Source organism: Vibrio mangrovi (assembly GCF_024346955.1).
GTDB lineage: Bacteria > Pseudomonadota > Gammaproteobacteria > Enterobacterales > Vibrionaceae > Vibrio > Vibrio mangrovi.
In genome coordinates, this window is the sequence record NZ_AP024883.1 from 1246673 (window position 1) to 1259114 (window position 12442).

The 12442-nt window shown below is 43.2% G+C and carries 9 protein-coding genes and 2 tRNA genes; 5 read left to right on the forward strand and 6 right to left on the reverse strand.

Annotated elements, in window-relative coordinates; all coding sequences use genetic code 11:
• Positions 1–196 precede the first annotated feature (196 nt).
• Positions 197–799: a nitroreductase family protein gene (locus tag OCU74_RS05695; RefSeq protein WP_087480656.1), complete on the forward strand. Its 603-nt coding sequence runs from the start codon at positions 197–199 to the stop codon at positions 797–799.
• A gap of 102 nt (positions 800–901) precedes the next feature.
• Here the strand turns inward: OCU74_RS05695 and OCU74_RS05700 are convergent, their stop codons facing one another.
• The 5 genes from OCU74_RS05700 to OCU74_RS05720 all read right to left on the reverse strand — a co-directional run bounded on the left by OCU74_RS05700 (position 902) and on the right by OCU74_RS05720 (position 4283).
• Complete coding sequence (locus OCU74_RS05700) at positions 902–1636, reverse strand: hypothetical protein (RefSeq protein WP_143693167.1); 735 nt, start codon at positions 1634–1636, stop codon at positions 902–904.
• A 204-nt stretch (positions 1637–1840) separates the two neighbouring features.
• Positions 1841–1931: transfer RNA gene (locus OCU74_RS05705), tRNA-Ser, on the reverse strand.
• A 168-nt stretch (positions 1932–2099) separates the two neighbouring features.
• A tRNA-Pro gene (locus OCU74_RS05710) sits at positions 2100–2176 on the reverse strand.
• A gap of 51 nt (positions 2177–2227) precedes the next feature.
• Positions 2228–4033, reverse strand: coding sequence for a DUF3413 domain-containing protein (locus tag OCU74_RS05715; protein WP_087480658.1), 1806 nt, complete (start codon positions 4031–4033; stop codon positions 2228–2230).
• A 25-nt stretch (positions 4034–4058) separates the two neighbouring features.
• A complete protein-coding gene (locus tag OCU74_RS05720) occupies positions 4059–4283 on the reverse strand; it encodes a YejL family protein (protein ID WP_087480659.1) in 225 nt (74 codons plus the stop codon).
• An 84-nt stretch (positions 4284–4367) separates the two neighbouring features.
• On the opposite strand from OCU74_RS05720, the gene yejK reads away from it, so the two are divergent.
• From yejK to asd, 3 genes are all read left to right on the forward strand, one after another.
• A complete protein-coding gene (gene yejK, locus OCU74_RS05725; protein WP_087480660.1) occupies positions 4368–5369 on the forward strand; it encodes a nucleoid-associated protein YejK in 1002 nt (333 codons plus the stop codon).
• Between the two features lie 332 nt (positions 5370–5701).
• Positions 5702–6487, forward strand: a complete 786-nt coding sequence (locus OCU74_RS05730; protein ID WP_087480661.1) for a nucleoside-specific channel-forming Tsx family protein — start codon at positions 5702–5704, stop codon at positions 6485–6487.
• Positions 6488–6702: 215 nt separating this feature from the next.
• Positions 6703–7815, forward strand: a complete 1113-nt coding sequence (asd, locus tag OCU74_RS05735; protein ID WP_087480662.1) for an aspartate-semialdehyde dehydrogenase — start codon at positions 6703–6705, stop codon at positions 7813–7815.
• A 79-nt stretch (positions 7816–7894) separates the two neighbouring features.
• Here the strand turns inward: asd and OCU74_RS05740 are convergent, their stop codons facing one another.
• Positions 7895–8746 (reverse strand): ion transporter, encoded by an 852-nt coding sequence (locus OCU74_RS05740; protein WP_200807699.1) that lies wholly within the window; start codon positions 8744–8746, stop codon positions 7895–7897.
• Positions 8747–9462: 716 nt separating this feature from the next.
• Between OCU74_RS05740 and adhE the strand changes: the two genes are divergently transcribed.
• Positions 9463–12168, forward strand: coding sequence for a bifunctional acetaldehyde-CoA/alcohol dehydrogenase (adhE, locus tag OCU74_RS05745; protein ID WP_087480665.1), 2706 nt, complete (start codon positions 9463–9465; stop codon positions 12166–12168).
• Positions 12169–12442: the final 274 nt, after the last annotated feature.

Here is a 12442-nt window from a genome sequence, read left to right on the forward strand (position 1 = left end):
GCTTGCTTCTTTTCTTACCGCCAGTTATGGTTTTATGGAACTGCCTATATAAAGCACATGAGTATGGTTTGGTGTCTGGTTTAAGACCAGTATCTTACTGACATACTGTTTGTGTATTCTTTGAATCTCTGTGGTGCTCTTGCTGCCGTTGTCGGAGAAAATCACATCAAATTAAGTTTCTGTTTTTGGAGGATTTATGGAAAACCCCGTCATCAAAAATCTTAAGGAAAGAAGATCAATTTATAGTATTGGTAAAGATGTATCTCACAGCCAGGATGAGCTGACAGCATTGATTCAGGATGCAATTAAATATTCTCCTTCTTCTTTCAACTCGCAAAGTTCACGTGCACTTATTTTATTCGGAGAGAATCACCATAAACTTTGGGATACGGTGAAAGCTGAGTTAAGTAAAATTGTTTCGGCTGAAGCAATGGAGGCAACGACCGCAAAGATCGACAACTGTTTCCGTTCAGGTTTCGGTACGGTGCTGTTTTTTGAAGACAGTGATGTTGTCACTAAGCTTGAAAAAGAGTTTCCATTGTATGCTGACAACTTCCGGATTTGGTCTGAACAAAGCGGTGGGATGGCTCAGCTTTCAGTCTGGACAGCGTTAGCTACAGAAAAAGTGGGAGCGACACTGCAGCATTATAATCCAGTGATCGACGAAGCTGTTGCCAGTGAATGGAATATACCTGCTTCTTGGATTCTCAGAGCTCAGATGCCATTCGGAAGCATCGAACAGGAAGCGCAAGAGAAAGCATTTATGGACGACAGCCAGCGTTTTATCGTTTGTAAATAAGCGTTCTGTTGTCGATGCAGGAGATTACTGTCTCCGTTTGTTTGATAAGTTCAGAGCTGTATGAGTGGGGTAAAGCTTTTTCTCTACAGCTCTGATTTTATTCTAGAAGTTGTAACGATAATTAAAGAACCAGTTGCCGTGATTATCAGGATAAACGTAGAAATGTTGGTTTGAGTTATCATCAAAGAACATACTGTTGGCATATTCTCCCAGCATGATTAAGTTCATGCCGACAAAATTAATCATAAAAACTTCTTCATCGATCTTGCGATCTCCGTCTGCATCACGTTCTTTTTTCACATCATTTATCAGGTTGTAGGCACCTAAAGCAGCAAAACCATACTGTTGTATTGGGTATCTTTGACCAGAGTAGGAGTCAAATGAAAAAGCGCTTACTAACAACTGAGTGCCGCCAACTTCATCATCGTAGCCAACTGCTGCCCCATATGCCATAAATGCAAATACAGCTTCTCCAATCGTGAACACAGCGACATCACTAGCATTCAGGTTGGTAAAAGCGTTTTGTTTCTCTTTGAACCGCAGATTAGTATGAAGAGATGTATATTCGGATGTGTTGTACGGAAGTGTTATGTCTTGCCCGGCCGAAGTTAATGAAGAGCTCAGTGATATATTGTTGTTGGCCTGACTTATTTTTTCTGAATCGAAGGAATGCGATGGTTCGATATCATTTTTACTGACAAAGGCTTGTGTATTAAAACTCGTAAATAATGAGACGAGTGAGATAATTCCTGAGATAAGCAGTATTTTTCGCTGACGCATACAGACGTAGGGGTGTTTTTCATAACTTCCGGAAAGGAAGCGAATTATATTGTTCATATTTGGCCCATATTATTAAAATTATTGACTTTATTATGACATAGAAATGTTGTATCTCAATGGTGAATAGTAAGGGCGTTCAAGTTATGAAGTTAATGCTATGAGTTGCATTTAGATACGGATTATTCACAGTTTATCGCTTGTACCAAACCTGTGAGTAAAAAAGAAAAAGGCCGTTGGTTTATCAACAGCCTTTTTTGGAAGTGGCGGAGAGATAGGGATTTGAACCCTAGGTACGCTACAAACGTACGCCGGTTTTCAAGACCGGTGCTTTCAACCACTCAGCCATCTCTCCGAATTGCTAGAAATCATAGCGGCCAATGATTGTTTTGTAAAGAGAAAAAATATCAGAATGATGTAGTTATGACTACCCTATGGGTATTTTCAGGTCTATCAGTTATTTTTTCATGTTATCAGAATGAAAAAAGGGAAGTTTCCGATAAGAAAACTTCCCTTAGGTGTATGGTCGGACTGAGAGGATTTGAACCTCCGACCCCCGACACCCCATGACGGTGCGCTACCAAGCTGCGCTACAGTCCGATGGGGCGTAATCTAACTCTTTTGCCTGTATGAGTCAAGCAATAGGCTGATTTAATTGTCTTTGCTATAGAAGCGTTTCAGCTCTGTCAGACCCTGCATGAGGACCGGTAGTGTCGGATTTGTTTCTGGCAGACGACGATAATGCTCATCATAGACTTTGAAATTACCAAACTTATCAATAACAGTTGTTTGATTATTGGTCACTAGCGCCAATTCACGGGCATCTCCTGCCAAAATCCAACGTCTTTTCCCTTCATCAAACAAGTTCTGGCCGCTACTGTAATCATTCGGGTTTGAAGACACACCCAATAAATCCTGCAAAAGCGTGACTGAAAAGTCGAGGTGGCTGGTTCGTTGAGTATATTCTGCTGCGACTTTTCCGGGCCAGTGGATAACCATAGGGACTTTTAACTGATACTGACTGTAATTGGTATTCGAGCCCCAGCTATTTGAGTTGGTTTCATTAAACTCTGTACCATGATTGGAAGTGATAACGACAATCGTCGAATCAATCATATCCATCTGATAAAGCTTTTTAACCAGTTGACCAAGTTCCCGATCAGCAATCTGAACAGATTGTTCATAGTTGTGTTTGAGTTTGTCTTCTGTCGATTGTCCGAATGAGTTGTCCGGAGCATCAAATCCCTGAACAGTCGTCAATTCTAAATAGCTGAACCAGCGATCACCAGATTGATTGGTTACCCATTTCGACCAGTTATCAATGACTTGTTCATCGTGGCTAGCACCTTTTATAAACTCAGTATGATTTAAAGGTAAACCTCTGAACACGGTTTCAGCATACAAGGTATCCTGAAAATTGTTGCCACTGAAAAGTCCGAAATTGTACTTTTGAGCTTTAAGAGTGTCGAACAGAACCGGCAGTGTGCCCTGCACCTTAATGCTTGATGCATAGCTGCTGGGAAGGCCATAAAACAGACCGAAAATACCGAACATATCGTTACTGGAACTGTAGTGGTTACGGAAGTTCAGACTGTCTTTGGCAAAGGTTGTCGCCAGCGGCATATATTTTGTGCTGAGCATATCTGCACGCAGGTTGTTGACACTCACGACCAGAATATTGAGTGGATTGATGCGCCGGTCAAATTTGATTGGCTCCAATGGGTAATTCACCAGTACTGAGCGATGGGTCTGTTTCTCATGCAGTCGCTTGAGATATTCTTCCCGGTCGAATAGTCCATGTCTTTCCATAAATGATTTTGCCGTCATCGGGTAGGAAAGCGGGAAATTCGACTTCTGGCTGGTAACCGGCGTATACAGAGAAGCATCCGACCACACATAGATCAGATGACTGGTAATAAAACTGATAAAGAAAATAGTCGCCAGTGGCCGACCAATATGCTTGTGTGACAGACGCCGTTGTTTTCTCCAGACCCACTCGGATAAGCCGATTTCCAGTGCAAATATCAGAGGTAATAGCACAAAGAGATGTTGTAAATCATCTGAAGTCGCTTTGGTGTTGTCACTGAAAAGAACTTCCCATACGACTGGAGTTAAGTGGAGGTTCAGCTTGAAATACAACTGAGTATCAATCAGCAGGATGGTTAGTCCCCCGGTCGCAAAGCAGACGGCAAAAAAGCGGAATAGTTTGCGTGAGGGGACAAGGAAGGTGAGTGGAAACAGGATCAGCAGGTAAATGGCAAAAACCAGAAACCCAAAATGTCCGACCCATGAAACTGCCAGATAGAATTGCCCTAACAGTGTTTCGGGCCAGGGAGACTGGGCAATGTAACGTGTACCGATAAGCATGGCTGCGATGATGTTAAAAAACGCAAACCAGTGCCCCCAGCCAACTAAACGGGATACCCGTTCTCCGTAGGTGTTTTCACTCTCTACCATGTCTGTTCGTTTTATCCGTTCTCTGTTAGTGAATTGTGCTGTCGATTGACGACATCAGTGCCTGAGCAAACTTCTCGGCGATTGCTTTTCTCTGACTCTCAGCAATGTTTTGATTCAGCACATTGGTTGCAATATTTCCGGCGATCATCAGAACCAGTTCCGGAGATGCATCGTGTTTATCAAAAACAGCAGCAATTTCGGTCAGGATCGTTTCAATTTTTTGATCACTATATTTTGATGTAATGGGCATATAGACTCTAACGATGATAGTAAAAACGGCTTATGATAACCTACTATACCTGTCAACTGAAACCAGAACGATGATAAATTCGCTATGAGTCTTGATCTCTCCAATGTAATACTACACCAGCTGCGTAAAAATGAATCGGATGAGCTGGTGGTTAACTACCGCTCCCAGTCCCTGGAAAACAATGCTTCGACGGAAAGTCTGGTCGCTGAACTGCACCGGGTTTTTAACGCAAAGCCTTCAAAAGGCTTTGGTTCTTTCCAGTCTGACAGTGAGTTTCAGAACTGGTTGCATGAATTAAAAAGTGAGACATTAAATTTCTATGAGTTCTCACAATCCAGTGCCAGAAGGCTGAAAGAAGAGCTCATTAAATATCCTTTTGCCGAAGAAGGTATTCTGGTCATGGCTGAATATCAGTCACTGGCTACACAATATCTGTTTATCGGCCTCCTGCCGATGAACCAGAGTCTGAAAGTTACAGAAGGCTTAGATATCAGTGCGACTGATTATCTGGATATCCGCCAGATGGATATTGCTGCCCGCATCGATTTGTCGCTCTACCGGACGGATCCGGAGTCCAACCGTTATCTGACTTACATCAAAGGCAGAGTTGGCCGTAAAGTTGCAGACTTCTTTCTGGATTTTCTTCAGGCGGATGTCGGGTTGGATTCAAAGCAGCAGAATCTGGTGTTGATGCAGGCTGTCGAAGACTTTTGTAGTGATGCTCAGTTTGAGAAAGATGAAACAATTACTTACAAAAAACAGGTTTATGATTACTGCAATGATCAGATGAAGTCGGGGGATGAAGTCCAGTTGAAGGAGCTATCCAAAGAGTTACCGGATAACACCGATGGCACGACTTTATGGGATTACACGCAAAGTCACGGCTACGAACTGGAAGAGAGTTTTCCTGCGGATCGCTTAACTGTCCGTAAACTCACTAAATTTGTTGGCTCCGGTGGTGGGCTGAATCTGAGCTTCGATAGTTTATTGTTGGGTGAACGGGTATTTTATGATCCTGAATCGGATACCCTGACCATTAAAGGAACTCCACCTAACCTGCGTGATCAACTGACAAGAAACCGTTAATTATATTCAGGCTCCCTTCATGGTAAGGGAGCTTCTTCTTTTCCTTTCTATTCTTTCCTCTTATTTATTGCTTACTGTATATGCAGACCGATGTTCAACGGCTTTGTACTGAAGTTTGTAATACGCATATTAAATCCAATTCTTATTTGTAATAAAAGTTCAATATTTCAAATTGAAATATGATTCTCATCACGAATTAATTTTGTTTCTGTCATTCATTACACTTCTAATTGGGATATATATCGATATTATTAGGGCTCCTAATATAAATGTTATTAGCGCATGGATTGCGCTGATAAATGGTCATCAACACTGAGAATAGAGAGCTCAATATGCGTAAATCACTTCTGACGCTTAGCTTACTGGCGGCAATTTCAACGCCTGCACTGGCTGCAGATTATTCGGACGGTATTCATAAGAACGACTATAAATGGTTGCAGTTTAATCTGATGGGTGCTGTCAATGAACTACCGGGTAAGTCGAATCACGACTATATGGAAATGGAGTTCGGTGGTCGTTCTGGTCTGTTTGATCTGTATGGTTATGTTGATGTATTTAACCTGAGCAGCGATCCGGGAAGTGATAAAGCTGATGCAAAAAGCAAGATGTTCATGAAGTTCGCGCCACGAATGTCTCTGGATGCATTGACCGGAAAAGATCTTTCTTTTGGCCCGGTTAAAGAGTTGTATGTTGCATCGCTGATCGAGTGGAGTGGGGCAACTGGTGATACAAACAATCAGAAAATCGGTCTGGGCTCCGATGTGGAAGTTCCCTGGTTCGGCAAAATTGGTCTGAACCTGTATGCGACTTATTTAGGAAATGAAAAAGACTGGAATGGTTATCATCTGGCCACGAACTGGTTTAAGCCTTTCTATTCCTTTGAAAATGGTTCATTTATCTCTTATCAGGGCTATATCGACTGGCAATTCGGCATGCAGGGCGAACATTCAGGTTCTGGAACTGGTGGTGCGATGTTTAACGGTATCTACTGGCATTCAGACCGTTATGCGGTCGGCTATGGGATGAAACTATATAAAGATATCTACGGTATTGAAAATTCAGACGGTTTCCGTTCTACCGGTATCGGTCACTATTTTGATGTGACTTACAAGTTCTGATTGTGGAAATCAGTAGTTCTGTATGGCGCTCTCAGGAGCGCCACTTTTTTGCAATGAAATGATGATTTCTACCTGTTACCCGATTAAATATGCAGATTTCAGTAATAAATAAGAAAAATTGATGGGAAAGTCCAAATTGATCTTGAGATTTTGTTCTGAACCGCTTATAGATGTGGTGTGATATTTTAACCAGAAACACACGGAGAGTTTGTGCAATGAGAGTAGGTTTAGTCGGGTGGCGTGGTATGGTCGGTTCTGTACTGATGCAGCGTATGGTCGAAGAAGGCGACTTCAATGAGATCGAGCCTGTATTTTATAGTACTTCGCAGGTTGGTATTGCCGCACCCGATTACGGGAAAGATGCCGGGTTACTGCAAGATGCTTATGATGTTGAAAGCTTGAAACAACTGGATGCTGTCATCACATGTCAGGGTGGTGGATATACTGAAAAAGTGTACCCGCAACTTAGAAATGCGGGCTGGAATGGTTACTGGATTGATGCCGCTTCAACACTACGGATGGCTGATGAATCGATTATTACTCTGGATCCTGTCAACCTGACGCAGATTCAACAGGCGATTCATGCGGGAACAAAGACCTACGTTGGCGGAAACTGTACCGTAAGCCTTATGCTGATGGGCTTAGGTGGATTGTTTGAGAAAGGTCTGGTTGAGTGGATGAGTGCCATGACTTATCAGGCAGCTTCCGGTGCCGGGGCTCAGAATATGCGCGAACTGATTTCTCAGATGGGTGTGATTAATGATTGTGTCAGCTCTGAACTGGCGAATCCGGCCAGTTCGATTCTTGATATTGATCGCAAGGTTGTGGAAACAATGCGTTCTAGCTCTTTCCCAAGTGAAAACTTTGGTGCTCCACTTGCCGGTTCTCTAATCCCATGGATTGATGTGAAGCGTGATAACGGGCAGAGTAAAGAAGAGTGGAAGGCTGGAGCGGAAGCGAACAAAATTCTGGGTCTGCAAAGCTCTCCAATTGCAATTGATGGTACTTGTGTACGTATCGGAGCGATGCGTTGCCACTCTCAGGCTCTGACCATTAAACTGAAGCAGAATGTGCCGATGGATGAAATTGAAGACATCATCGCTTCTCATAATGACTGGGTCAAAGTGGTTCCGAATGAGCGGGATATTACTGCTCAGGAACTGACACCAACCAAAGTAACCGGCACATTATCTGTTCCTGTTGGACGTCTGCGTAAGATGTCGATGGGAGATGATTTTCTCAATGCATTTACAGTGGGTGACCAACTGTTGTGGGGTGCGGCTGAACCATTGCGCCGTACTCTGCGGATTATCCTCAGCGAAAAGTAACGTTCAGCCAGGATATATCATCGGTTTCAAATCATAAAGAGTGCACAACGTGCACTCTTTTTTGATCGGGGCACACGGATCAGGAAGCTGGTGGGTTCACCGGCACGACACGTTTATCCGGATCTGCCAACTGGCTGCCGCAGTGCTTACAAAATAGCGCATCACTATCATGACCGGTTTGAGAACAGTTGGGACACTTGACCAACTGGCGGTGGATATTCATCTCTTTACTTAGTTCTGCAGTCAGGATACCGGTTGGTACGGCGAGTATCGAATAACCCAGCAGCATCGTGAGCGAAGCAAGGGACTGACCAAGAGGTGTTTGTGGCACGAGATCGCCATAACCTACCGTTGTGATCGTTACTATCGCCCAGTAGATACTTTTCGGAATGCTGGAAAATCCGTGTTCCGGTCCTTCAATGATATAAATCAGCACACCAAAAATAGTGATCAGTATAGAAACCGTACTGAAAAAGATAAAAATCTTTCTGCGGGCCATCAACAGAGAACGCATCAGAATATTAGAATCCTGCAGATAGCGCACCAGCTTCAGTATCCTGAAAATTCTCATGACCCGAATGAGACGGACTACTGCCATAAATGAAACGGATGGGAATATCAGGGCAAGATAAGTGGGCAAAATTGCAAGTAAATCGATGATGCCGTAAAAACTTTTTGCATAGGCTGCCGGTCGGGGCGAACAGTAGAGACGGATGATATATTCCACGGTAAACAGGAAGGTGAATCCGTACTCAAAATAACGGAGCTGCTCATGCCACTGAGCATTGACCTCGGGGATTGATTCCAGAATAAAAACCAGTAATGAGCTGAGAATTGTTGCAATCAGGCAGAGGTCAAAGAGTTTCCCCGCCCGGGTATGTGTACCGAAGATAATGACATAAAGACTGGTTCTTAGTGACGATTCGGTCATGGTTTTCCTATCGATTCTTTTACGTAATCGGTGCTATGGGTGGTTGATGTTATATATGCCAGTTGCGGCTCCGCCAGCACTCTATTCGTTACTCATTGAAAATCCTGCCCAGAATGAGATTGCCGGGTCGGTATCCGATTGGCGCAGTATTCTCCCGTGATATGAATCATATGTCACCTATTTTACGCATTTTTGCCATAGAGTTGCGGGAGAATACAGGAATGAAACATTTTAACCTGATAAAACCGGGGATAGCATTCGCGTGGTCTGCCTGTATGTTCCCCATATGTAGGGATATTGTAAAAAAATATCTCTTAGAAATGGTGTTCTCAGACATTACCTATATAATTATTAGTGGCACGAAAACAACGGATTAGGTCTCATCATACATTCCTCTCATGAAAATTTATTACATGAAAATGTAGTTTTTCTATTTTTTGAATGAGTGGGTTTTCTTTATGGAACCGGTACCTTTTTATTTTTTATACTATTAATCATATAGTTATGGTTTTTTTGGGTGGAATTTCGACAAGTGAGCGAATTAGTTTTTAGAACTGATCTGGGTCAATGTTTTCAAATACTGAAAGATTATACTCAGAGATGAAAGCAATTTACTAAGCTTGTTGCTGATAAAAATCCCTGATTTTGACTATTTATCTCGGACTACAATCTTAATAAAGAGTTTTTAACATTTTTTTAATTTTAGGAGATTCACTATGCCTGTAACAAATATGGCGGAACTTAATGCTCTTGTTGCTCGTGTAAAAGCTGCACAAGCGGAGTTTGCAACTTACTCTCAGGAGCAAGTCGACAAAATCTTCCGTGCAGCATCACTGGCAGCAAACCAGGCGCGTATTCCTCTGGCTCAGCAAGCTGTGGAAGAGTCTGGAATGGGGATTGTTGAAGATAAGGTTATCAAAAACCACTTCGCATCTGAGTATATCTATAACAAATACAAAGATGAGCAAACCTGTGGTGTTCTTGAAGAAGACGAGAACATGGGAACAATGACTATCGCTGAGCCTGTCGGCATTATCTGCGGTATTGTTCCAACAACAAACCCAACTTCAACAGCTATCTTTAAGTCTCTGATTTCTCTGAAAACCCGTAACGGAATTATTTTCTCTCCTCACCCACGTGCTAAAAATTCAACAAATGATGCAGCAAAACTGGTGCTTGAAGCAGCAGTTGCAGCCGGTGCACCAAAAGATATCATCGGCTGGATTGATCAGCCTTCTGTTGAATTGTCTAACGCACTGATGAAGCATGAAGGTATTGCACTGATTCTTGCAACCGGTGGCCCGGGCATGGTTAAAGCTGCATATTCTTCAGGCAAGCCTGCGATTGGTGTTGGTGCTGGTAACGTTCCTGTCGTAATCGATGAAACTGCAGACATCAAGCGTGCGGTAGCATCAGTGCTGATGTCGAAAACTTTTGATAATGGTGTGGTGTGTGCTTCTGAGCAGGCTGTCATCGTTATGGACGAAGTTTATGATGAAGTAAAAGAGCGTTTTGCAACTCACAAAGCTCATGTATTAAGTAAAGCTGACGCAGATAAAGTGCGTAAAGTACTGCTTATCGATGGTGCTCTGAATGCTAAAATCGTTGGCCAGCCTGCGACAGCAATTGCAGAAATGGCGGGTGTCACTGTTCCGGCTGATACTAAAATCCTTGTGGGTGAAGGTATCGGGCAGGTTTCTTACGACGACGAGTTTGCTCACGAAAAATTATCTCCGACTCTGGGTATGTTCCGCGCTACTTCTTTTGAAAACGCGGTAGACCAGGCAGTTAAAATGGTAGAAATCGGTGGTATCGGGCATACCTCTGGTCTGTATACTAATCAGGATGTGAACAAAGATCGTATCCGTTATTTTGGTGATAGATTAAAAACAGCTCGTATTCTGGTGAATATCCCGACAACTCATGGTGGTATCGGTGACCTGTACAACTTTAACGTTGCACCTTCTCTGACACTGGGTTGCGGTTCTTGGGGCGGAAACTCCATCTCAGAGAACGTCGGTCCTAAACACTTGATCAACAAAAAAATTGTTGCTAAGCGAGCTGAAAACATGTTGTGGCATAAATTACCTAAGTCTATCTACTTCCGTCGTGGTAGCCTTCCTATTGCACTAGGCGATCTTGAAGGTAAAAAACGTGCATTCCTGGTTACTGACCGCTTCCTGTTCAACAATGGTTATGCCGACGATGTTGTCAGCCTGCTGAAAGCACAAGGAATGGAAGTTCAGACATTCTTTGACGTTGAAGCTGATCCAACACTGTCAGTGGTAGAAAAAGGTGCGGCTCAGATGGCTAGCTACCAACCAGACGTAATTCTGGCTCTGGGTGGTGGTTCACCAATGGATGCTGCGAAAATCATGTGGGTAATGTATGAGCATCCTGAAACGCACTTCGAAGAATTAGCGATGCGCTTCATGGATATTCGTAAACGTATCTATAAATTCCCGAAAATGGGTCAGAAAGCAGATCTTGTATGTATCACTACAACTTCTGGTACCGGTTCTGAAGTGACGCCATTTGCTGTTGTTACCGATGACAAAACCGGCGCAAAATACCCGCTTGCAGATTACGAATTGACACCAAACATGGCAATCGTTGATGCCAATCTCGTGATGAACATGCCTAAGTCTCTGACCGCGTTTGGTGGTTACGATGCAGTAACTCACGCACTGGAAGCTTATGTATCCGTTCTTGCCAATGAATACTCTGATGGTCAGGCTCTACAGGCTCTGAAGATGTTGAAAGAATATCTGCCATCAAGTTATGCAAATGGTTCTGGTGACCCGATTGCCCGCGAAAAAGTGCACAATGCTGCAACCATTGCCGGGATTGCATTTGCGAATGCTTTCTTGGGTGTGTGTCACTCAATGGCTCACAAAATCGGTGCTGAGTTCCACTTGCCACACGGTTTAGCTAACGCTTTGTTGATTGCTAACGTTGTTCGTTATAACGCGAATGATAACCCAACCAAACAAACTGCTTTCTCTCAATATGACCGTCCTCAGGCTCGTCGTCGTTATGCTGAGATTGCTGACCATCTGGGCTTATCTCAACCAGGTGACCGTACAGCACAGAAAATTGAGCGTCTGCTGGGTTGGTTAGAAGAGCTGAAACATGATCTTGATATCCCACTGTCAATTCAGGCGGCTGGTGTCAATGAAGCTGACTTCCGTGCAAAAGTTGATGAGCTTTCAGTTCAGGCGTTTGATGACCAGTGTACCGGAGCAAACCCTCGTTATCCTTTAATCAGTGAACTGAAAGAAGTTCTGTTGTCATCTTACTATGGCAATGCTTATGTTGAAGGTGAGACAGTTGAAGGGACAACTGTTATTAAGAAGAGAGCGGATCAGGAAGCAGCTTCTCCAAAGAAGCGGGCATCTAAAAAGGCAAAATCTGAAGCATAATCGCATGTGAATTATTGTCTGTGAAGTGAAGAAGCCCCAACCATTGGTTGGGGTTTTTTTTATGTCTGAATGATGCATTCTATATTGGTGAAATTATAAATAGACAGAGAGCGATCATGCTGTCTGCAAACACTGCAAAGCAGATTAACTTCTGTATTAAAAGAAGAGTTCCGGATGATTGTCAGCCTGTATTTAGCCATATTATTAGCCAGAGACAGGTACGTTAGACAAGGTGTCTGTATTATCCGGATACAATGCGTAAAAAGAATACGGT

Coding starts and splice junctions, on each gene's coding strand:
- OCU74_RS05695 (WP_087480656.1), top strand. CDS start 197: ATGGAAAACCCCGTCATCAAAAATCTTAAGGAAAGAAGATCAATTTAT.
- OCU74_RS05700 (WP_143693167.1), bottom strand. CDS start 1,636: ATGAACAATATAATTCGCTTCCTTTCCGGAAGTTATGAAAAACACCCC.
- OCU74_RS05715 (WP_087480658.1), bottom strand. CDS start 4,033: ATGGTAGAGAGTGAAAACACCTACGGAGAACGGGTATCCCGTTTAGTT.
- OCU74_RS05720 (WP_087480659.1), bottom strand. CDS start 4,283: ATGCCCATTACATCAAAATATAGTGATCAAAAAATTGAAACGATCCTG.
- yejK (WP_087480660.1), top strand. CDS start 4,368: ATGAGTCTTGATCTCTCCAATGTAATACTACACCAGCTGCGTAAAAAT.
- OCU74_RS05730 (WP_087480661.1), top strand. CDS start 5,702: ATGCGTAAATCACTTCTGACGCTTAGCTTACTGGCGGCAATTTCAACG.
- asd (WP_087480662.1), top strand. CDS start 6,703: ATGAGAGTAGGTTTAGTCGGGTGGCGTGGTATGGTCGGTTCTGTACTG.
- OCU74_RS05740 (WP_200807699.1), bottom strand. CDS start 8,746: ATGACCGAATCGTCACTAAGAACCAGTCTTTATGTCATTATCTTCGGT.
- adhE (WP_087480665.1), top strand. CDS start 9,463: ATGCCTGTAACAAATATGGCGGAACTTAATGCTCTTGTTGCTCGTGTA.